This is a genomic window from Marinobacter caseinilyticus (assembly GCF_011074955.1).
GTDB lineage: Bacteria > Pseudomonadota > Gammaproteobacteria > Pseudomonadales > Oleiphilaceae > Marinobacter > Marinobacter caseinilyticus.
Map to the genome: position 1 here is coordinate 69,739 of NZ_WUQJ01000018.1, position 22,201 is coordinate 91,939.

Consider the following 22,201-nt stretch of genomic DNA (forward strand, 5'->3'; position numbering starts at 1 on the left):
TGCCCACCGCAGTCGGTGTTGTTCCGGCCATGTGGGCGGTGTTGCGCCGTGACCTGCGTGTCAGTTTGCGGCAGCGTCAGGACCTGTTGAATCCGTTGCTGTTCTTCGTAATGGTGGTGTCGTTGTTCCCGCTCGGAGTTAGTCCGGAAGTATCCTTTCTTCAACAGGCCGGTGCCGGTATCCTTTGGGTAGCAGCATTGTTGTCCACTTTGCTGTCGCTGGATCATATGTTTCGCCATGATTTTGACGATGGCACGTTGGAGCAACTGGTGCTGCAACCGCAACCCCTGTACCTGCTGGTGCTGGCCAAAACCGTGGCCCATTGGCTGGTCACCGGGCTGCCGTTGGTGCTGGTTGCGCCCATGCTGGGCGTGATGGTGCACCTTGATGGGAACTCTATTGCAATATTATGTCTAACGCTGCTGATCGGAACGCCGGTGCTCAGTTTTATCGGGTCCATCGGTGCGGCGTTAACTCTGGGCTTGAGATCCGGTGGCGTTTTGTTGTCACTGCTGATCATCCCTCTGTACATACCGGTGCTAATTTTTGGCACTGGTACAGTCAACGCGGCCGTCGGGGGCGCACCGGTAGGCGCCTACCTCGCGTTGCTGGGGGCCTTTCTGGTACTGGCCATGACGTTGGCACCTTTTGCGTCGGCGGCCGCTCTGCGGATCAGCCTGTCCAACAGTTGAGTAAGGTATGCGCCTGATGTGGCAATTTTTTCACAAGCTGGGGTCTCCCAAGTGGTTCTATGGCATCGCCGGTCGCTGGCTGCCGTGGCTGTTGATCAGCGGGCTGATTCTATCTTTGGCGGGCATAGTCTGGGGTCTGGGCTTTGCGCCCAAGGATTATTTGCAGGGCAACAGTTACCGCATCATTTTCATCCATGTGCCAACGGCGTTTCTGGCGCAGTCGATCTATATCATGATGGCAACTGCCGCGGTGGTCACGCTGGTATGGCGGATGAAGCTGGCCGATATGTTTGTGCGTTCGGTGGCGCCAGTCGGTGCCGTACTGACTTTTTTGGCGTTGTTTACCGGTGCGGTTTGGGGCAAGCCAACCTGGGGAACCTGGTGGATCTGGGATGCGAGGCTGACCTCGATGCTGATCCTGTTGTTCCTGTATTTCGGAGTGATGGCCCTTGCTGCGGCCATTGCCGACGAAAAATCATCTGCCCGTGCCGTGGCGATCTTGGTATTGGTGGGCGTGATCAATATTCCCATTATTAAGTATTCCGTTGAGTGGTGGAATACCCTGCATCAGCCTGCCACTTTCAAGCTGACGGAAAAGCCCAGTATGCCGGCCGAAATGTGGGTGCCACTGCTGATGGTGGTGTTGGGGCTTTACCTGCTGTTTGGCTGGTTGGCGTTTGTCCGTATGCAAACCGAAATTCTCTACCGTGAGCGCCGCACCCAGTGGGTGAAAGCGTTCGTTCGGCCCTGACAGGGTGATAGCGTGATGGCGTTTGATTCGTTGCATGCATTTTGGGTAATGGAGGGCCACGGGCCCTATGTCTGGACCTGTTATGGCGCCTTCTTTCTGGTGCTTGGTCTGCTGACAATATGGTCTTTTCAACAGCGTCGTCAATTAGAGCGCAGGTTACGTCGGCAATGGCAACTCGAATCCCGGAAAGCGACCAGCCGTTCGGCCAGCGGTCACGAGATGGGCCAATCCGACGCCATCAACCCGTCACAGTTCCACTCACCCTGACATTCTTAAACTGGGCTAAAAATGCATCCGATTCGAAAAAAACGTCTGACCATTGTGCTGTTTCTGTTGGTGGGACTTGGCATTGCCGTCGGCTTGGCGACCTATGCGTTACGGCAGAACATCAGTTTATTCTACGACCCCAGCCAAATTGCTGCGGGTGATGCCCCTCAGGATGTGCGAATTCGTGCAGGTGGCATGGTGGAGGAAAATTCGGTTAAGCGTGACCCGGAGAGTTTGCGAGTGAGGTTCCGAGTGACCGATTTTGAGTCATCGGTGGTGATGGAATACACCGGTATATTGCCGGACCTGTTCGCTGAAGGGCAGGGCGTGGTGGCCACCGGGCGCATGGGGCCTGACGGTGTCTTTGTGGCGGATGAAGTGTTGGCCAAACACGATGAGAACTACATGCCACCGGAGGTCAAAGACTCTCTGGAGAAAGCGGCGGCGCGGGCAGAGAAAAATACCGCACAATCGATCCCCGAGTATTAATTCAGATTCTGTTGGGAGAAACGAATGTTTCCGGAACTTGGACAGTTTTCGCTGATTTTGGCGCTTATGCTGGCTATTCCGCTGGCGGTGGTGCCTCTGGCGGGGTCGCTGACCGGCCGAGACAGCCTGCAGGCGTTCGCCCGGCCCCTGGCGGCGGGCCAGTTTGTCTTTGTCGCCATCGCGTTTGGGTTGTTGACCCATGCGTTTATGGTCGATGACTTTTCTGTTGCCTACGTCGCCAATAACAGCAACAGCCTGCTGCCCTGGTACTTCAAATTCAGTGCGGTATGGGGCAGTCACGAAGGCTCACTGTTGTTGTGGGTTTTGATTCTGGCCGGCTGGACCCTGGCGGTGGCAATCTTCAGTCGGCGTCTGCCATCGGTGATGATTGCCCAGGTGCTCTCGGTTATGGGCATGGTCAGTGTGGGGTTCCTGTTGTTTCTGCTGCTCACCTCAAACCCGTTTGAGCGCATTTTGCCCAACGTGCCGACGGATGGCGCGGACCTGAATCCCCTGTTGCAGGATTTTGGCCTCATCATCCATCCACCCATGCTGTACATGGGCTACGTGGGGTTCTCGGTGGTCTTCGCCTTTGCCATTGCAGCCTTGATCAACGGCCGTCTGGACGCCGCATGGGCGCGTTGGTCCAGGCCATGGACCACCGTTGCCTGGGCTTTCCTGTCCCTGGGGATTGCGCTGGGCAGTTGGTGGGCCTATTACGAGCTCGGCTGGGGCGGCTGGTGGTTCTGGGATCCGGTTGAGAACGCATCGTTACTGCCCTGGCTGGCGGGTACCGCGCTGGTTCATTCGTTGGCGGTGACCGAGAAGCGCGGCGTGTTCAAAAGCTGGACGGTCCTGCTGGCCATATTGACGTTTTCATTGAGCCTGTTGGGCGCATTCCTGGTGCGCTCGGGGGTGCTTACCTCCGTGCATGCCTTCGCCTCCGACCCCACCCGCGGGCAATTTCTGCTGGCCCTGCTGGCCATCACCATCATTTCCAGCCTGACCCTCTACGCGTTTCGGGCGCCGGTCGTGCATTCCCGGATACGTTATGGCTCGGCGTCGCGCGAAGTGTTTTTACTGCTCAACAACGTCCTGCTGATGGCGGCGATGCTGCTGGTCCTGGTGGGCACGCTCTACCCACTGATACTCGACTACCTGGGCATGGGCCGACTATCAATTGGTGAACCTTTTTACAACCTGACGTTTTCTCCTGTGGCCATAGCGCTGGCATTGCTGATGGGGGCCGGTATTTTCTCCCGCTGGAAGAAAACCGATGGCGGCTGGCTGTCCCGTAAGCTGCTGTGGCCACTGGCGATCAGCCTGATTATGGCGGTGTTGGTGCCATTGTGGCTGGGCGAGTTCAAGCCCTGGGCATTTGCCGGTTGCTTTGGTGCTGCGTGGATTGCGGTCGCGACTTTTCAGGATCTTTGGCAGAAATCGAGCTCCAGAAAAGGTCGCTGGCATGGGTTACGGCGTCAGACGCGCAGCTATTACGGCATGGTGCTGGGGCATCTCGGTATTGCCCTGACCATGTCGGGTGCCACCGTGGTATCCAATTACGGCATTGAGCGAGACGTGCGGATGACCCCCGGGGACGTTGCCGAGATTCACGACCTGCAGTTTGAGTTTGTTAAAATTGGCGAACGTCAGGGTGCTAACTTTGTGGCCCAGACTGCGCAGGTCGACATTTCACGCGGTGGCCGGCCAGTGACCACCCTGTATCCTGAGAAACGGCAATATCAGGTGCAGCGTAATATGATGACGGAAGCCGGCATTGATGGCGGTCTGTTCCGCGACCTGTTTGTCGCCCTCGGAGAACGGGTTTCCGACGACGCCTGGGCCATGCGCCTGCAGTACAAGCCGTTGATTCGCTGGGTTTGGTTGGGCGCGATATTCATGGCGGCGGGTGGATTTCTGGCAATTGCGGACCGCCGATACCGGATCAAGGACAAACTGCCGACAACGGAGCCTGCCCGGGTGCCTGAACCGGATGCCCAGGGCGCGCTGGCCAACCGCCGCGCTGATCCGCTCCCGGGGGGTGCATCATGAAGCGCCTGTTCCTGTTCGTTCCGGTCGTGCTGGCGGTCACTTTGGGTATGGTGTTGCTCGCGGGTATCGGCAAGGACCCGACTCATCTCGAGTCGGCCCTCATTGGTAAGCCCGTGCCAGCATTCGAGCTGGCCAAGCTTGAGAGTCCGGATGTCACGTTCAATACGGATGTCTTCAAGGGGCAGGTGTCGTTGCTGAATGTATGGGGCACCTGGTGCCCGTCCTGCCGTGATGAGCATCCTGACCTGATTTGGCTGGCGCAAGACAAGGGCGTGCCGATTATCGGCCTCAACTACAAGGACAACCGGGATCAGGCGCTGCAGTGGCTCCGCCGTTTGGGTGACCCTTACCAGGTCAATCTGTTTGACCCTCAGGGCCGGCTGGGGTTTGACCTTGGCGTCTATGGTGCACCCGAAACCTACATAATTGATAAAAATGGCATTGTCCGTTATCGCCACGTCGGGGTGGTCAACAAGGCCGTGTGGCGTGAAAAGCTCGAACCCATTGTCCGCAGTTATCAAAAGGAAGGGTAAATTGATGAAGCGTTTGCTCATCCTGGTGTTGTTAACAGTGTGCTCAACTGCGGTCTTGGCGGTAACCGATGACCTCTACCCCCTGGCGTCGGAATCGGACCGGGAACGCTTTCACAGCCTGACCAAAGAGTTGCGGTGTCCCAAGTGCCAGAACCAGAACATCTCCGATTCCAATTCTCCCATTGCCCGGGATATGAAAGACGAAGTCCATCGCATGGTGCGGGAAGGTGCCTCCAATGAAGAGATCTTTGAGGCATTGGTGTCACGTTTTGGCGAATTTGTGCGTTACAAGCCGCAATTTGATAAACGAACCGCTTTGCTGTGGGCCACGCCTCTGATCGTGATATTGCTTGGGGGGCTGCTGGTTATGGGCGTGGTTGTGCGTTCAAGACGCAACTCTGAAACCAGTTCCGGATTGACCGAGGCACAAAGAGAAAAAGCCAAGCGCATTCTGGGCGACCATCCCCAGGACCGCACCGGCGACTCGTCTGCAAAAGACCCGCACTGATCATATTGTTTCGATTCACTAACGATTGGACCACCGTATTATGACGACTACATTCTGGTCTGCCGCCGTTGCGTTAATTGGGTTGGCGTTGGCCTTCGTGTTGTTTCCGCTGTTTTTTAATCGCCCTCGTCATCGGGCGGAAGCGGATCTTCGCAATCAGAACCTGTTGGCTTATCGTGGCCGTATGGCAGAACTTGAGGCGGAGTACGACGCTGGCAATCTGGATCCCGAGAATTACCAGCAACTCAAGGACGAGCTGGCCGGCAGTCTGTTGGACGATGTCTCGGACGCCGATGCGGTGGTGGCTGGGGACTCCCCGGATGAGCGGCGTCGCACCAGCGCCCGCGTGGTGGCGTTGGCCGGCCTGATCCTGATCCCAGTGGTGTCGGTGACCTTGTATCAGCAGTGGGGTGCGATGGACGATGTCGAGCAATGGCTCGCCATGCAGCAAGTGTCCGAGGCCGGCGAAGGCCGTAAAGCTCAGGTGGCTCAGTTGACCGACCAACTTCGGGCGCGCCTCACCACCAATCCGGATAACCCGGAAGGTTGGGCCATGCTGGGCCGTACCTACATGAATATGGAGCGCTACCCGGATGCCGCCTGGGCGTTCACCCAGCTTGCCCAGCAGGTCGCCGAAGCGCCGACACAGCAGGCAACGGCGTTGGGCTTAGCGGCGCAGGCGCGGTTTTTCGAGAGCCAGGGCGCGATGACGGATGTCGTCACACAAGCCATCGTCGCCGCCCGTGCAATTAACCCCGACGAAGTGAATTCCCTGGGGTTGCTGGGCATTCACGCCTTTGAACAGAAACAATTCGAGGACGCGATCGATTATTGGGAGCGCATTGCCGAGGTCGCCCCAAATCACCCGCAGTTGCCGTCCATTCGGCAAGGGATTGAGCAGGCTTATCAGCGTCTTGGGCGGGAAGCACCGGCGTCCGCACCGATGGTCGCAGCCGGGGTCTCGGATCTGGGGGTTACAGTGCGTGTAACACTGGATGACTCATTGGTCGATCAGGTCCCTGCGGAGACCACCCTGTTTGTATTCGCCCGCCGTCCTGGCGCCAAATCGGTTCCGCTTGCTGTCGTGCGCAGGACCGCCGCAGACCTGCCATTGCAACTGCGTCTGAGCGATGAGTTTTCGATGGCACCGAGCGCGAAAATATCGGATGCCGAAGAAGTGGTGATTACCGCGCGGCTGTCACCCAGTGGCAATGCAATACCTCAGCCGGGGGATTGGCAAGGTGCCACCGCGACGCCGGTGGCTGTGACCGATGGCCGTGAGCCGGTGCCGTTGCGGATTGATCAGCAACTGCGATGATTTGAGCCCGCGTTCAGTGTGGCGTGGGGCTCAACTCGGGCGGATACAGCGGTGGCAAGGGGTCTGTCGTCGTGCCAGTGGCGCCGTGAGCTCTCAGCGCTCGAAGCTGTGCGATCAGCGCACTGCCATCCCATGGTTGAGCATTGCCGGCATTGGCGCCAAACAGTCTTGACTGCAAATGGTCCGTCTCAGTCTTGAGCGCCGGGCTACCGGCCCAGCGAACCACATCCGAGGTACTGGCGAACGATTGCCCCGGGTAACAACGGGATGCCCATCGCGGTAACAGATCAAGGGTGTCTGATTGTCCACGACGTGCAGCCACGCACAAAGCATCAAACAACTCCTTTTCGGCGGTATTGACCTGCTCCCCGGGACTGCCGGAGGTGGACGAACGTTTTTTCCGGCGCAGCCACAATGCCAGAGTAAGAAGCCAGCCCAGCGCCAACGCCCCGGCCAGCCAGGGCCAGAAACCTGCTGAGGTGCTTGTGACCTCGGTACTGTCCCTATCGGGAGCGGGTAGCTGCCCGGAGTTTTCCACCGGCGCCGGTTCCGCGCGCTGTGGTGATGTATGAGTCCCGAGGGCAGCCGTGATGGCCAGGGTTCGCTCGGGAATAACCGCCACCCGTTCCTGATCGGTGGCCGTGTCCCACCAGGGCACGCGGACCGCGGGCAGTGTGACAGTACCCGGCTGAATGCCGACCAGGGCGGTGGTTTGGGTCAACTCGCCCACCAGAGTATCGCCATCGATTTTGGTGGCCGCCTCTGGCTTCTCGGGGTAACTGCGCAAGCTGTCAGGCGTTGCCAGTTCAAGCGGTGGCAGTGTGGCGGCGGGCAGGCCAGCGGCAGTGACCGTGACGGTCCGGGTCAGGCTTTGGCCAACCGCAACCTCCGACACGCCAGACATACCCCGTTCAGTCAACGCCAGTTGGCTTGCTGGCAGCCACACATCGCCACTGAACGCGGCGGGGGGTGACTTGACTGGAATCTCGAAAAGTTGGGCGCTGTCTCTCAAGAAGACCAGCTTGCCCTTGCTGTCACGGGCCTGGCCATCAAACCGAATGGGTGGCAATGACAATTCGCCAGTTTGCTGAGGGTAGATCGCATAGCGTCGCTCAACCACCCGGTAGCGCTGACTGTCACGAAAACGATTGTACTCTCGCTGCTTTCCCAGTGATTCGATGACCGCATCGGGGTGCGTCGGCTCGGACAAGTCACCCCGAATCAGGTTGCCGGTGAAAAACAGTTTCACCGTCAAAACCAGTTGCTCCTGGATGTACACACTGTCTTTATCGGCCGCGAGTTCTATGAAGGCGGCCCTGGGTTGGCCGTCCACTGCCGGTGCGTCTCCGGGCCGCACATTAATCGTCATCGGTTTGGATCTGGCGTCGTTAAAGGTAAGGGCAGGGACGGCCAGGGGCCCGGATCGGCGGGGCGCCAATTGATAGGTCCAGGTAATTTCGGCACGGGTTTCCCCATTGACAGTGCGCACATTGTATTTTTGATGTCGCGACAGAATCTCGAAGTCCTGTTCCAGCTTGTCGATGTCCGGAGACGGTAACTCCAGGTTGCCCAGATTGAATAAGCTGTCGAAATTAATCGCCAGCGCCATTTCGCCCACCACGGTGAGGGTCAGGCTCTCGTTCTCAAACAGTGTGGTGCGGTCAGGCTCGACACGGAGCGGTTCGGCAGCCAATGCCGCAGTCAAGGTGAGGAAGAACAGTAAAAGAACGGCTGTAATCCGGCTTACCATGGGGTATCACTCTCGCTGGGTTGGGTATCGCTATCGCGGTATTGTTGCAGGAATTTCCGGCGCAGCAGGCCGCCCGGATCATCCGGAATGCGGCGCAGCCATTGCTCCTGTCCCTGAGACAACGGCTGTTCATCGAGCGCGGCCGGTGCTTCGATCTCAGGCGGTGAACCTTCCTGCTCGCTGCCCCTCTGGGTGGCGTCCCGGGGTTGATTGGATGCCTCTTGCTCTGACGGCTGGCCCTGGCCTTCCTTTGGCTCCTGGGCAGCCTGGGAACGCTGGCTTTGACCGCCATCACTACCGGGATTTTGCTGACCCGGGTTGGACGACTCTCCACCGCCAGAGGGTGGTTGCTCCGGTGGGTTACCGTCAGCGCCCGGCTCCTGTGATTTATTTTGCTGATTTTGTTGCTGGTTTTGCGAATTCTGTTGTTGCTGATTGTCGTCGCCGTCTTGACTCTGCTGTTGCTGTTGGTCCAGCAGCTGTTTAACCAGGTCCCGGTTATAGCGGGCATCCTCATGGTCGGGCTGCTGTCCCAGTACCTGGTCGTAGCGCTCAAGCGCTGCCTGCAGGTCACCGCTTTTGGCCAGCGCATTCGCCTGATTGTACTGCGCTTCCAACGACTGGGCCGCGGCAAATTCTGCCGCGGCGGCCTTGTAATCACCGGCACGGTATTGGGCGCTGCCCCGCCAATCGGGACGGGAGAACCGGTCGATCGCCGCCTTCGGGTCCTGCTCAATCAGTGCTTCGCCCCGTTGATCCGGGCGAGACCATAAATCGTCCCAGCCAAAGGCCATGGCGGGCGACGGCATCAGTGGCAATACCAGCACCATCACTGCGAGCAGGGCGCCCCGGCGCCAACCGAGTAACAGCAGTGGCAGCGCCAGCCAGAGTGCCCAGTAGCCATCATCCTGCCAGCGGCTGACGGACAGGTCGCGATCGCTGTCCTGCCAGTCATCGCGGTCTCTGGCCCGTAAATCAAGTGCCCGCAAATCGCGATTGTCGAAGGTCAGGACATGGCTGCCGCCGCCGGTGCGCTCGGCTACACGGGCAAGGCCGTCCGGATCGGCCTTGGTAATGACCACCTCGCCGTTGTCACGGATAAATCCCTGTTTGGGGAGCGGGATGGGGCCGCCCTCGACGGTACCCACCGCCAGCGTACTCAGGCGGTAGGGACTCTTCTGGAGCAGGTCTCTGATGGTGTACTCCTGTTTAGCCGGCACGTCGTCGCTGATCAGCAGTAAGCGGCCTTGTCCGGGGGCTCCCTGATCCAGCAATGACTTGGCCAGCGCCACCGCGAGATCGGGCCGGTTGCCGGTGGCCGGCATGATAAGCGGGTCCAGAACCCCCAGCAGGCCTTCAATGGTTTTTCGGTCATCGGTCAGTGGCGTTACCACATGAGCATCCCCGGCATAGACCACTAACCCGGTAAAGCTGCCGTCACGCTCCTTGAGCAGGTCCAGGATTTTGCGTTTGGCCAGGGTTAAACGGTCCGGCTCAACATCGGTTGCAAGCATGGACAGAGACAGGTCCAGGATGATCACCAGGCTGTCATTTTGTTGTTGCAAGGGCGTCGGCGCCTGACGCCAGGCAGGGCCGGCCAGTGCGAATGTCAGCGTCGCGATGGCGAGGACCAGGATGATGAGCGGAGATTTAACCGGTTTGTCTGCCGTCCCACCGCCGCTAAGCAGAGGATTCAGCAGCGTGGCCGGCATGATCCTCGCCCAGCCGTTCTGGCCCTTGCGGGCTTGCCGGATCACCAGCGGTAGCAGCGGCAGAGTCAGTAATGCGAGCAACCACAGCGGGCGCAGGAAATGCAGGTCAGCCATGACGGGTCTCCCGCTCATAACCACCCATTACCCGAATAATCTGCAGCGCGAACCCTATCAGCAAGGCCAGGCCTGCGGGCCAGGCATAGAGTTCGGTTACCGGACGATAGCGTTTGCCTTCCAGCTCAATGGGTTCGAGCTGATTGATGCTCTCGTAAATCAATTCGAGTTCCGGCAGGCTGCGGGCGCGAAAATATCGGCCCCCAGTTTGGTCGGCGATGCGCTGAAGCAATCCTTCATCCAGGTCTCGGGACGGGTTGACCCGCCGGGAGCCCAGCAGACCCCGTTGAACCATGGATTCGGCACCAATACCGATGGTATAGATTCTGACGCCCGCGGCTTTGGCAATCTCGGTGGCCTTGTCCGGGCTGACTTCGCCGGCGGTGTTGGCGCCATCGGTGAGCAGGATCACCACCCGTTGATCCTGGGGGCGATCCCGGAGCCGTTTGACGGCCAGACCCATGGCATCGCCAATGGCGGTGGCGCGACCGGCCATGCCTATGCCCGCTTCGTCGAGCAGGGTGCGAATGGTTTTATAGTCAAATGACAACGGCGCCTGAATATAAGGCTGGGTGCCGAAAAGCAGCAGTCCCAAACGATCCCCCTCGCGCTTCTGGATAAAGTCATTCAGCACATGTTTGACCGCGCGCAGCCGGTTGACGCCGCGACCGTTGATGACCATGTCCTGCTCCTCCATGCTGGGCGATATGTCGACCGCCAATAACAGGTCACGGCCGGTGACCGGCACATCCACGGCTTCACCCACGTGTTGCGGGCGTGCCAACGCTGTAACCAGCAGCAGCCAGGCCAGAGCCAGAATCAGGGTCTGCCACCAGGGGACGGTATTGCCGGATCGACTAACGCCCGGTAAATCCTGTAGCCAATGGCCGACGGGGATGACCGGAGCGGCGACCTGAGTGGCGGGCCGTCGTTTCCAGCCCAGTAGCAATGGCAGGACCGCCAACAGCAATAGCCAGGGGTAGGCGAGGTTTAGCATCGTTGTCCCCTCAGCCATTGTTGCGTCAATGATAGTGCCGCCCTGGCATTGAGATCTGGCCGGGGCCGCCAACTGCTCTCAACCAGGGCGGTGTAGAGCGCCCGATCCTCTTTCGACGGGTTGGGCGAGGTTTCGTTCAGAAAGGCTACCCAGTCGGCGCCCGATAAACTCTCGGGGCGGCGTTCGGGGAATCGCGCCCGGGCGGCTCGTTTCAGCAATCGGTTGAGTTGATTAAACCACTGCAGATCAGGCTCCTGGACCCTGGCCAACTGCGACAGCTCTTTGAGCGCGTGGATGAGCCAACGGTTGCGTTGACGTCGTCGATACAACGCCCACAGACACCAGCCGAGGCCTGCCAGAGCAAGCGCTGCCAGTAGCCACCAGCCCGGGGCCGGGGGCCAGAAGCCGCCGGGATCGGGCAAGTGAATATCGCGCAATTCGCTGAGTGGGTCTTTCTCCATGTCGGTTAATCCAGTTATCCAATGCGACCGCGAGGGCCAAGTATCATTCGCAGGCTCTGCGCCGGATCATCCCGTGTGCTGATGACCTGATCCAATACCCCGGCGGTCCGAAAACAGTGGTCAATATGTTGTTCATGGTCAGCCACTTTATCGGCAAATGCTTGCTGGAAGCGGCGATCACTGCCATTGAACCAAACGGGGCCATCGGGCCCTGCGACTGCGAAGCGCCCGCTGTCGGGCAGGGCCTGCTCGAGTGGGTCGACAATGCGAAGCACGCTGACACGGTTGTGACGGTTCAGCGCGCCAAGCAATCCGGAAGTCTCGCCGGTCACATCAAGGAAGTCGCTCAGGACGAAGATTCGGGTGCCCGTGTGTGCCACCCGTCGGGCTTCCTGCAGGGCAATGTCGAGACCGTGGCTCTGTGTCGTTCCGGGCTGAACCGGGCCGCTGGCAGGGTCATGTTGAAAGCGCGCCAGCGCGTCGAGTAATTGCAGCACCGACTTTTTACGTCGGGCGGGTCTGCGTACCAGAATTTCCTGCCCCGAAAACACGATCCCGCCAACCTGATCTCCGGCCCACAGACCGAGCCAGGCGAGGATGCCGGCCAGCTGCGCGCATCGTACCTGTTTGTAAGCCCCCTGGCTGCCAAAGTACAGCGTGGGGCTTAAATCACAGATCAGCAGAATGGGGCGTTCACGCTCTTCTTCATAGAGCTTGGTGTGAGGGCTTTGGCGCCGGGCAGTGACGCGCCAGTCAATACTCCGGATGTCATCCCCGGGCTGGTACAGCCGGACTTCGGCAAACGCCATACCGCGACCCCGCTGGGGAGAGCGTTGCAGACCAGCCTGGCGAGTTTTGACCTGGCGCGCACCGGGCAGCCGAAGGGCTCGGGCATCGGCTTGCAGGCGAATCAGATCCGGCAGGGCAATGTGGATGGCGGTGTTCTGGTCAGTCATGATGCGGGAGCCACCTCAAGCGGTCACCGGAACGCAGTCAATCAGACGCTGGATCACCGCATCCGGGGTCATCCCTTCGGCTTCGGCTTCAAAGGTCAGCAGCAGGCGGTGACGCAACACATCAAAGGCCATGGTGCGGACATCGTCCGGGCTGACAAAGTCACGACCATTGAGCCATGCCAGGGCGCGGGCACAGCGGTCCAGCGCAATGGTGCCCCGAGGACTGGCGCCAAAGGCGGTCCAGCGCCCCAGTTCGGGGTCGAGCTGGCCGGGATTCCGACTCGCCAATACCAGCGCCAGCAAATAATCCTCGACCGGCTCAGCCATATAGATTTCGCCAATGGTGGCACGGGCCTCGAACACCTGGTCGGCGGTGACTTTGACCGCGGCCGCCGGATTACCCTGGCGATAATCGTTGCGCGCCAAGTGGAGGATGTCCCGCTCGGCACTCGCCGAAGGGTAGTCGATGTTGACGTGCATCAGGAACCGGTCGAGTTGCGCTTCCGGCAACGGGTAGGTGCCTTCCTGTTCGATCGGGTTCTGAGTGGCCATCACCATGAACAGTCGATCCAGCGGAAAGGTCCGCATACCGACACTGACCTGTCGTTCGCCCATCGCCTCGAGCAGGGCGGACTGGACTTTGGCGGGTGCCCGGTTGATTTCATCGGCCAGCACCAGGTTGTGAAAAATAGGACCTTTCTGAAATTCGAACAGGCCGGTTTCGGGCCGGTAAATCTCGCTGCCGGTAACGTCCGACGGCAACAGGTCCGGTGTGAACTGGATGCGATGAAAGTCGCCCTCGATATGATCGGCCAGTGCTTTGACGGCGGTTGTCTTGGCAAGACCGGGCGCACCTTCGACCAACAAGTGGCCGTCGGCCAGCAAGGCGATGAGCAAGCGTTCAACCAGTTTTTCTTGCCCAATTATCCGTTTTGCTAACTGAGCTTTTAACTCACCAAACGTATGCTGTAGTGACATTGGTGGATAGGGCTCCTGAATAGTTTGTCGTTATACGTAATTACCGACCCAGTTTTTGTGCCAGGAGCGCAAAAATCAAGGGTTTGACTATGCTTGTGAAACAACACCCGCGTTTAACGTGGCCGATGTAGCAATGAAGATAACTCATAGGGCCTGCGGCGACCGGTAATAAGTCTTAGCCTGCTCATTTATTACGATTATTTCACACAAATTGAGGTCCAATATGAATGCGCTGACAGTGGCCAGCAAAGACCAATTCTTTGAGCAGTTGGCCGAAGCCTTTAGCCAAAAAATTGAGAAAGCAGAAGCCAAAAAAATCAGCGAATTTGCTGTCCAGCATTTCACCCATCTACCGTTGGACGAACTCACCAGCCGCCGTTTTTCCGATGTCTACGGCTCGGTGCTGGCAGCCTGGCAATTTATTCAAAAACGTCAGTTGGACGAAACACCGGTCTCCGTTTTTAATGCGGATCTTGAGAGTGACGGCTGGCAATCCACCCACTCGATGGTGTTTATCCTGCATCCGGATATTCCCTTTTTAATCGATTCAATACGTATCGCAATCAATCATCTGGAAATTGGTACCCACACGATTTACCACTCTATTCTAGCGATTGACCGTGACCGTGCGGGTAAATTGAAAAAGCTCCACCCAGCCAATAAGAAATTGGCCAAAGCCGATTACGAAGCGTTGATTGTGATGGAAATCGACCGTCACAGTGATGCGAAAGACCTTAAGCATCTGGAGAATGTGCTTCAGGAAGTGCTCCACGAAGTTCGGATTGCGGTAGCCGACTTCCCGGTGATGCAGAAAAAAGCCGAAGAAATTGTTAAGGAACTGGACAACACCAAGGCCAAGATCAGTGAGGAGAACCTGGCGGAGGCGCGCGACTTCGTCGGTTGGCTGCTGCAGGATCACTTTACCTTTCTCGGCTACGATGAATACGATTTTGTGACCGGCAAACAGGGCATCATGGTGCGCCGGGTCGCCGACTCGGAGCTCGGAATTTTGAGGGTCAATAATGAGCGGCCGGACAAGGTAAGGCTGGATGAGTTGCCGCAACGAACCCGGCAGGAAATGACGCGCACCGACGATATCTTCATTTTTGCCAAGTCGGCGCAACGGTCTCGCGTTCACCGTCCCGCCTACCCCGATTATATTGCTGTGAAGAAGTTTAATGAAAAGGGTGAGGTCGTGGGTGAACGTCGCTTTCTGGGCCTGTATACGTCCAGGGTGTACCACGAACGGCCAGACCAGATACCGCTGCTGCGCCGAAAGGTCGGAGGCGTGATGGAGCGCTCCGGTTTTCTGGAAGACGATTATGCCGGTAAGGCGCTGGATCAGATTCTGGCGGTTTACCCCCGCGATGAGCTGTTCCAGATTGAGCCGGAAGAGCTGTATCGGACCGCGCTGGATATTCTTTACATCCAGGAGCGCCGTAAGATCCGACTGTTCATGCGTGAAGACGTTTACGGTCAGTTTGTTACCTGCCTGGCGTTCTTCCCAAGAGACATTTACAACACCGAGTTGCGGTTAAAAACCGAGCGTGTACTGGCCGACAAGCTGGCGGCAGAAGACATTGAATTTGTTACGCATTTTTCCGAATCGGTGCTGGCGCGGGTGCAGTTTACGATTCGTGTGCCGCAGGCTGAGAACCGGCTGCTGCCGGTCAAGGAAATTCAGGAGCAGGTGATTGAGCTGGCTCAGTCCTGGCGTGACGGACTGGAAGAGGCATTGCACGAAAGCTATGGGGAAGAGAGTGGGAACGAGATTCTCCGGCTCTATGAAATCGCTTTCCCTGCGAGCTACAAGGAGTTCTTCTCACCCAGGCGTGCGGCGATCGACCTCGAACACATCATGGAGGTGGTGCGCACGCAGCGACTGGCCATGAGCTTTTATCGTGCGCTGGAAGAGCATGAGAACACCTTGCACTTCAAGCTGTTTCACCCCAACGAGCAATTGCCATTATCCGATGTAATGCCCATTTTCGATAACCTCGGATTCCGGGTAATTGGCGAGCATCCGTTTGAAGTCAGTGACCGTGCTGGCAAGACAGTGTGGATTCACGATTTCTCACTGCAGGCCTACAGCGGCGACATTGTTGATATCCATCGGATCAAGCCGATCTTTGAAGAGCTGTTCCGCCGGGTTTGGTACGGGGAAGCTGAAAACGACAGCTTCAATCGCCTGGTGTTGGCGTCTTACCTGAGCTGGCGCCAGATCGCCATGTTGCGGACCTATGCGCGCTACATGCGTCAGATCCGTATTTCCAACAGCCAGACCTTCATTTCCAATACGCTGGTCAATCACGTCTCACTGGCTCGGGTGCTGTTGGACTTTTTTGAAGTGCGCTTTAATCCGGATCGCTACCGCAGTGCCGGCAAATCCCGGGCGGCGCAGCAAAAACTGGAACTCGAGTTCAATGCCAGCCTGGATAGTGTGGATAACCTCAGTGAAGATCGCGTTCTTCGTCTGTTTCTGGAATTGATCCAGGCTACGCTGAGAACCAATTATTACCAGCCCGACAAGGACGGCAACGCCAAGTCATACATCAGTTTGAAATACGATCCGGCGCTGATTCCGGACATGCCGTTGCCAAAGCCGATGTTTGAGATCTTCGTTTATTCGCCACGAATTGAGGGCGTGCATTTGCGGGGCGGGCGGGTTGCCCGCGGTGGGCTGAGGTGGTCCGACCGGTTTGAGGATTACCGCACGGAAATACTGGGCCTGGTGAAAGCCCAGCAGGTCAAGAACGCGGTTATCGTCCCGGTCGGCGCCAAGGGCGGATTTGTCGCCAAAAAACTGCCTGAAATGTCCAATCGGGATGCGTTTCAAAAAGAAGGGATTTCAGCCTACAAGACCTTTATCCGAGGCTTGTTGGACATCACCGACAACCTGGTTGATGGCCAGATTGATCCGCCCAAGCATGTGGTACGCCACGACGGAGACGATCACTACCTGGTGGTGGCGGCCGACAAGGGGACCGCAACGTTCTCGGATATTGCCAATAGCCTGTCCGCTGAATATGGCTTTTGGATGGGGGACGCGTTCGCCTCCGGTGGCAGTCATGGCTATGACCACAAGAAAATGGGCATTACCGCCAAAGGCGCCTGGGTGTCGGTTGAACGCCACTTCCGTGAACTCGGCATTAACCCTGCCGTTGATGAATTCACAGTGATTGGTGTCGGTGATATGGCCGGAGATGTCTTTGGTAATGGCCTGCTGCGCTCGGACAAAACCAAGCTGGTTGCGGCCTTCAACCACATGCACATCTTCATTGACCCAAGCCCGGACCCCGCCAGGAGCTTTGCCGAGCGCCAGCGGCTGTTCGATATGCCGCGGTCGGCCTGGTCTGATTACGACACCGCACTGATTTCCTCGGGGGGTGGTGTGTTCAGTCGCAGTGCGAAGTCCATTCCTGTCAGTGCCGAAATGAAGAAGCTGTTAGGCATCAAGTCAGATCGTGTGCCGCCCAATATGTTGATCAGTCATATTCTGAAAGCTCAGGCAGACTTGCTCTGGATTGGCGGGATCGGCACCTATGTAAAAGCAACCTCCGAGTCCCATGCCGACGTTGGCGATAAGGCCAATGATGGTCTGCGGATCGACGGCAAGGATCTTCGTTGTAAGGTTGTGGGGGAAGGCGGCAACTTGGGGATGACCCAGCTCGGCCGTATTCAGTACGCCTTGTTGGGTGGCCGCCTGAACACAGACTTTATTGATAACGCCGGTGGTGTCGATTGTTCAGACCACGAAGTAAACATGAAAATCCTGCTCAATAGCGTGGTTGCGACTGGCGACCTGACGGAAAAGCAGCGCAATGTCCTGCTGGAAAATATGACCGATGATGTTGCCGAACTGGTGCTGCGAAATAACTACCGGCAAACGCAGGCCATCAGTATTGCGAGCGTCCAAGCTGCAGCCCGCCTGGAGGAATACCGACGGCTGATGAGCAGTTTTGAAATTGCCGGCAAGCTCAATCGTCAGTTGGAGTTTCTGCCCGACGAGGAAATGCTGGCAGAACGAAAGCTGAAAAAACAGGGACTCACACGTCCGGAGTTGTCGGTTCTGATCTCCTACGTAAAAGGGGATCTGAAGCAGGTGTTGATTGACAGCAACCTGCCTGACGATCCCAGTTTGTCGGATGAAATACACAAAGTGTTTCCCGATGCGCTGATCAAGAAATTCGAAACGGAACTGAATGGCCACCAATTGCGCCGTGAGATCATTGCCACTCAGGTTGCCAACGATATGGTCAACCATATGGGCATCACCTTCGTGGAGCGGTTAAGCCAGTCAACCGGCGCTTCACCTGCCGCGATTGCCATGGCCTGGATCATTGCCCGCGATGTGTTTCGACTCGATGTCTGGTGGGATAAAATTGAAGCGCTGGATTACAAGGTTCCGGCTCTGCTCCAGATGCGCTTGATGAATGACCTGATGCGATTGATCCGGCGGGCGGTGCGGTGGTTGCTGCGAAATAGGCGCAGTGAATTGAACGTGCAGTCCCACATGGAGCGCTTTGCCGACGGCATTGGCAAGATTACTACCAATCTGCCGGATTACCTGGGCACACAGGCGGAGGCCGAGTGGCAGAAACAATACGATGAGCTGCGCGGGCAATCCATTCCGGATGATCTGGCCGCTGTCGCGTCGGGCACTTCGTACCTCTATTCTGCGCTGGGTATCATTGAGGCTCACGAGGCCACTGGCATGCCACTCAAAACGGTTGCTAATCTTTACTACACCCTGGGTGAGCGGCTGGAACTGAACTGGTTTGCCAACGCCATTGCCAGGTTGGCGCCCAGTTCACACTGGCAGGCACTGGCGCGGGAGAGCTTCCGTGAAGACCTCGACTGGCAGCAGCGGGCCCTCACGGCGGCGGTATTGCGATTGGCGGGTAGCGCTGATGACGTGAATGTCTGCATTGAAACGTGGATGACACAATATGAACCGATGATTTATCGCTGGAAAACGATGCTGGCGGAACTGCGCAATGTGCGTGAGCCGGAGTACGCCATGTTTTCGGTCGCGCTCAGGGAATTGCTGGACCTGGCTCAAAGCACCTACCACAATCCCGTGGTTCTACCGGTTGCTGAGACGGTTTGACTATTGCCATTTGCTTGCAAATGCCGTTCAATTCCAACGAATTGAACGGCATACATCGGTGCCGGGAAGGTGCCCTTCGCGAAACGTTCGCGGGCCACAGTGGATTCGGGGTGAGAAATTATGCGTGTATTAAGTAACCTGCTTGAGAAAAATGCATCCTGGGCGGAGGGCATAAAAAAGCAGGATCCAGACTTTTTTAAACGGTTGTCCAGCCAGCAGTCGCCAGAATATCTTTGGATCGGCTGTGCCGATAGCCGAGTGCCGGCCAACCAGATTGTCGACTTGTTGCCCGGCGAGCTGTTTGTTCATCGCAACGTGGCCAATGTGGTGGTTCATACCGACTTCAACTGTTTGTCAGTGTTACAGTTTGCAGTCGATGTGCTCAAGGTGAAGCACATCATGGTGGTGGGTCACTATGGGTGCGGTGGCGTCAAAGCGGCGGTTACCAACAGTGGCTTTGGTCTGATCAGTAACTGGTTGCGGCATGTTCAGGACGTGCGTGACAAATACGCCGACGTGCTGGAACGTTTTGAGTCCGAGAGTGACAAGGTGGACCGGCTGTGTGAACTGAATGTGGTCGAACAGGTGGGCCATGTCTGCCAAAATGCGATTGTTCAGGAGGCCTGGGCTCGGGGACAGTCACTGTCAGTGCACGGCTGGGTATACGATGTCGCCGATGGACTGCTGCGTGATTTTGGCCTGTGCATCACCAACGAGGCAGAGCGTGTGCCCGTGCAGCAGACCAGCATTGATGAATTGATTGCGCGTCCGGTGCGCTCTGGTCGCAATAAGCGCTGAGGCAGTAGCCCCCGCCGGTAAATTCGAGATCGTATACTCCCCGCCGTCTCTCTCAAAAGAACGGCCGGCTCTCGTGACTCTGGCCTGGATACCCACCAGGCAAGACTCTGTCGATCATTCCCGTTACAGTAACCGGTTTTAAACCGCTACCGGCTCAGATTGATGATGTCTGTACTTCCGAATACCCATGACGTGTTATTGCGCAATGCCCACCTGCTGAAGGGGCGAGTCGCTCTATTGGGGGTTAGTAACGCCGCCTTGCTGCCGGAATGTCCAGGTAATGGTTTGGCGATGACGACACATGCGGGGGTCTGGTCTCAGCTTCAGCAAAACGGTCAGTGGCAATCGGTTTTCGGGTATTCATCGGATGCTCTGATACCGGAGTGTGCTGATACGGCTGTGGTATTCGTTCCCAAAGCGCGAGAGGAACTGACCATGCGGCTTGCGCTGGCGCAGTCGCTGTTAGACCTGAACGGTCAGTTGATTTTGATCGGGGAAAAACGCGAGGGTATTGCGGGCGCGATAAAACAGTTAAGAATGTTGGCACCCAGCGCGATGAAGATCGACAGCGCGCGCCACTGTCAGGTCTGGCATGCCCAGCCGGGCAGGGCCAGCGGGCGGTTCAATGAAGAGGACTGGTTGAGCTGGCACCGGATAGACGTTGCCGGCGTCACTGTGGATGTCGCCGGTTTGCCTGGAATATTTAGTGATGGCCGTCTGGATGAGGGTACCCGGTTGATGCTGGACACGCTCGACCGGTCCAGGCCGAAAGCGCCTGTGCTTGATTTTGCCTGCGGTGCCGGGGTGATCGGTGCCTGGTTATACCGCCGCTGGGGCGTCGATGTTGATGGCCTGGATGTGCAGGCTCAGGCGGTCGTCTGCGCTCGGAAAGCTTATGAGCACGTGGGGTCTGGCGGCACTATCCGGGCGTCGGATGGGTTGGTGGAAGGTAGTCAGCGCTACAGCACCATCATCACCAATCCGCCCTTCCACACCGGCATCAAAACCGACACCTCGATGACGGTCGATTTTCTTCAGCAAGTCGCGCGGCACCTCACGCCCGGTGGAGAACTGCGCTTGGTTGCCAACAATTTTTTGCCTTATCCCCGTCTTATCGAGGCCCATGTCGGGCCCTGCAGAGTGCTGAGCAAAGACAATCGTTTTACGGTCTACAGCGCCAATCGTCACTGAATTGTCCAGAATTTGTCACGTCACCGTCATTCCCGACCGCCAGTTTAGGAAGGGCTCGGTGACGGTTTGACGGAGGCAGGTGATGCACCAATACCGAAGTGTGTTCATATCCGATGTTCATCTCGGGTCGGCTGACTGCCAGGCTGATTATTTGCTGGACTTCCTGGCCCACGTTCAATGCGAAACACTGTACCTGGTGGGGGACATCATCGATTTGATCGCCATGCAACGGCGGATCTATTTTCCGGAATCCCATCAGCAGGTGATCCGGCGTCTACTCGCCATCGCGGCCAACGGTACTCGGGTCGTGTATATTCCGGGCAATCACGATGAGTTTTTAAGGCACTTTTGTGGGCAAACGCTGGCAGGGGTGGAGTTACAGCAAAAGGCTGTCCATACCGCAGCGGACGGCCGTCGATTTGTTGTCTGTCACGGCGATCAATTCGATCAGGTGGTTCGATGCAGCCCGATGCTGCTGCTGGTGGGTGACCGGGCGCATGGATTGCTGTTGTGGATGAACCGTTGGTGGAATGCCTGGCGGAAGTTGCGAAATAAGCCTTACTGGTCATTGGCTGCGTGGGTGAAGCCGCGCATTGGCAAAGCCCGGGCGTTTATCCAGCGCTTTGAAATGGCGGCGCTGACTGTGGCAGAGCGCGGCCACTATGATGGTTTTATTTGTGGCCATATCCATTCGGCGGGGTTCCGGCGTGGTCGAGATGGCCTTTACTGTAATGACGGCGATTGGGTGGAGCACTGCACGGCATTGGTCGAGAATCACGCCGGTCGGCTCGAAATCCTGCACTGGTCGGAGCATCCCCGCGTTTTATACGTTGAGCCCGAAGAAACCAGCACTCAAGAACCTCCGGCGTCTCCCCCGATAGCCCCGTCATTGGTTGAGCAGATCAACACCATGCCGGGATCTCCGGGCCCTGACCGGGAACCAAAAGCAGCCTTGGACTGATGGTCTGGACGAAAAAAAGCCCCTGGGGTGAGGGGCAAAAAAGGTCGCTCTCCAAAAAGGAGGAGCACAACCTGAAAGCAATTGTTTCGACATCAACCGATGCGACTGTTTCTCGCCGTTAATTCACGAACCTGTACCATCGCTTGCCTCAATTGAGCGCCGGCCCGGTTGATGGCGTCCTCGAACTTTGGCTTCACTTGGCTGGAATACGTTTGGCCCGCCCGATCAGTGACATAGGCAGTCATCATGTTCGCGTCCCACCAAAGCTTTTTTCGCAAATCGTAGGTGGCGATATCGACACTCGAAGCCAGCGAGCGGAACGTTGGGTTCTTGGCACGAATGCGTGCGATCACGTCAGACATAGGTCGGGGTTCGCTGACATCGGCACCCAGATCTGTCAGCACCTTCTTAAATTCGACGGTTGCCCGGTCCAATTGGGGACGAAGCTGGGTTTCAATGCGCTGACGTAAGGTTCTAGCGCTGTCTAAGCCACTTTTTAGGGAGTCCTGAATCATGGTGATATCTCACTGAATCAATGAATACATCAGGGCTGACAATGGCTT

Annotated in this window: 19 protein-coding genes; 12 read left to right on the forward strand and 7 right to left on the reverse strand. The window is 57.5% G+C overall.

The genetic code is table 11. The features are described 5' to 3' along the window. Positions 1 to 29 precede the first annotated feature (29 nt). Genes ccmB through ccmI form a run of 8 tightly spaced genes read left to right on the forward strand, consistent with a single transcriptional unit; the run spans position 30 to position 6,610 of the window. Complete coding sequence (ccmB, locus tag GRX64_RS07095; protein WP_166266010.1) at positions 30 to 692, forward strand: heme exporter protein CcmB; 663 nt, start codon at positions 30 to 32, stop codon at positions 690 to 692. A gap of 16 nt (positions 693 to 708) precedes the next feature. Next, complete coding sequence (locus tag GRX64_RS07100) at positions 709 to 1,443, forward strand: heme ABC transporter permease (RefSeq protein WP_166265238.1); 735 nt, start codon at positions 709 to 711, stop codon at positions 1,441 to 1,443. 15 nt (positions 1,444 to 1,458) lie between these two features. Then, positions 1,459 to 1,710, forward strand: coding sequence for a heme exporter protein CcmD (ccmD, locus tag GRX64_RS07105; RefSeq protein WP_166265241.1), 252 nt, complete (start codon positions 1,459 to 1,461; stop codon positions 1,708 to 1,710). A gap of 21 nt (positions 1,711 to 1,731) precedes the next feature. Beyond that, positions 1,732 to 2,199 (forward strand): cytochrome c maturation protein CcmE, encoded by a 468-nt coding sequence (ccmE, locus tag GRX64_RS07110; protein ID WP_166265244.1) that lies wholly within the window; start codon positions 1,732 to 1,734, stop codon positions 2,197 to 2,199. A gap of 24 nt (positions 2,200 to 2,223) precedes the next feature. Further along, a complete protein-coding gene (locus GRX64_RS07115) occupies positions 2,224 to 4,251 on the forward strand; it encodes a heme lyase CcmF/NrfE family subunit (protein WP_166265247.1) in 2,028 nt (675 codons plus the stop codon). Beyond that, positions 4,248 to 4,784, forward strand: coding sequence for a DsbE family thiol:disulfide interchange protein (locus GRX64_RS07120; RefSeq protein WP_166265250.1), 537 nt, complete (start codon positions 4,248 to 4,250; stop codon positions 4,782 to 4,784). The genes GRX64_RS07115 and GRX64_RS07120 overlap by 4 nt, the downstream gene beginning before the upstream one ends. Positions 4,785 to 4,788: 4 nt before the next feature. Continuing rightward, a complete protein-coding gene (locus tag GRX64_RS07125; RefSeq protein ID WP_166265252.1) occupies positions 4,789 to 5,292 on the forward strand; it encodes a cytochrome c-type biogenesis protein in 504 nt (167 codons plus the stop codon). A 40-nt stretch (positions 5,293 to 5,332) separates the two neighbouring features. Beyond that, positions 5,333 to 6,610, forward strand: coding sequence for a c-type cytochrome biogenesis protein CcmI (gene ccmI / locus GRX64_RS07130; RefSeq protein WP_166265255.1), 1,278 nt, complete (start codon positions 5,333 to 5,335; stop codon positions 6,608 to 6,610). A 13-nt stretch (positions 6,611 to 6,623) separates the two neighbouring features. Here ccmI and GRX64_RS07135 read toward each other — a convergent pair whose 3' ends face one another. Genes GRX64_RS07135 through GRX64_RS07160 form a run of 6 tightly spaced genes read right to left on the reverse strand, consistent with a single transcriptional unit; the run spans position 6,624 to position 13,578 of the window. Beyond that, a complete protein-coding gene (locus GRX64_RS07135; RefSeq protein ID WP_166265258.1) occupies positions 6,624 to 8,360 on the reverse strand; it encodes a BatD family protein in 1,737 nt (578 codons plus the stop codon). Then, positions 8,354 to 10,186: a VWA domain-containing protein gene (locus GRX64_RS07140; protein ID WP_166265261.1), complete on the reverse strand. Its 1,833-nt coding sequence runs from the start codon at positions 10,184 to 10,186 to the stop codon at positions 8,354 to 8,356. The genes GRX64_RS07135 and GRX64_RS07140 overlap by 7 nt, the downstream gene beginning before the upstream one ends. Then, positions 10,179 to 11,183 carry a vWA domain-containing protein gene (locus tag GRX64_RS07145; protein ID WP_166265264.1) on the reverse strand — a complete coding sequence of 335 codons (1,005 nt, stop codon included), beginning with the start codon at positions 11,181 to 11,183 and terminating at the stop codon, positions 10,179 to 10,181. Before GRX64_RS07145 ends, GRX64_RS07140 begins: the two co-directional genes overlap by 8 nt. Continuing rightward, positions 11,177 to 11,644: a DUF4381 domain-containing protein gene (locus GRX64_RS07150; protein ID WP_166265267.1), complete on the reverse strand. Its 468-nt coding sequence runs from the start codon at positions 11,642 to 11,644 to the stop codon at positions 11,177 to 11,179. Before GRX64_RS07150 ends, GRX64_RS07145 begins: the two co-directional genes overlap by 7 nt. A 14-nt stretch (positions 11,645 to 11,658) precedes the next feature. Continuing rightward, a complete protein-coding gene (locus GRX64_RS07155; RefSeq protein WP_166265270.1) occupies positions 11,659 to 12,600 on the reverse strand; it encodes a DUF58 domain-containing protein in 942 nt (313 codons plus the stop codon). A gap of 15 nt (positions 12,601 to 12,615) precedes the next feature. Further along, entirely contained in the window at positions 12,616 to 13,578 is a 963-nt protein-coding gene (locus GRX64_RS07160) for an AAA family ATPase (RefSeq protein WP_166265273.1), read from the reverse strand. Between the two features lie 223 nt (positions 13,579 to 13,801). Between GRX64_RS07160 and GRX64_RS07165 the strand changes: the two genes are divergently transcribed. From GRX64_RS07165 to GRX64_RS07180, 4 genes are all read left to right on the forward strand, one after another. After that, positions 13,802 to 18,688: an NAD-glutamate dehydrogenase gene (locus GRX64_RS07165; protein WP_166265276.1), complete on the forward strand. Its 4,887-nt coding sequence runs from the start codon at positions 13,802 to 13,804 to the stop codon at positions 18,686 to 18,688. Between the two features lie 120 nt (positions 18,689 to 18,808). Then, the gene (can, locus tag GRX64_RS07170) at positions 18,809 to 19,486 is read left to right on the forward strand and encodes a carbonate dehydratase (RefSeq protein WP_166265279.1); all 678 of its coding nucleotides are present in this window, start codon (positions 18,809 to 18,811) and stop codon (positions 19,484 to 19,486) included. Between the two features lie 162 nt (positions 19,487 to 19,648). After that, positions 19,649 to 20,677, forward strand: a complete 1,029-nt coding sequence (locus GRX64_RS07175) for a methyltransferase (protein ID WP_235937555.1) — start codon at positions 19,649 to 19,651, stop codon at positions 20,675 to 20,677. A gap of 82 nt (positions 20,678 to 20,759) precedes the next feature. Further along, positions 20,760 to 21,638 carry a UDP-2,3-diacylglucosamine diphosphatase gene (locus GRX64_RS07180; protein WP_166265282.1) on the forward strand — a complete coding sequence of 293 codons (879 nt, stop codon included), beginning with the start codon at positions 20,760 to 20,762 and terminating at the stop codon, positions 21,636 to 21,638. A gap of 92 nt (positions 21,639 to 21,730) precedes the next feature. On the opposite strand, the gene GRX64_RS07185 is transcribed toward GRX64_RS07180, so the two are convergent. Next, positions 21,731 to 22,153 carry a hypothetical protein gene (locus GRX64_RS07185; RefSeq protein WP_166265285.1) on the reverse strand — a complete coding sequence of 141 codons (423 nt, stop codon included), beginning with the start codon at positions 22,151 to 22,153 and terminating at the stop codon, positions 21,731 to 21,733. Positions 22,154 to 22,201 lie beyond the last annotated feature (48 nt).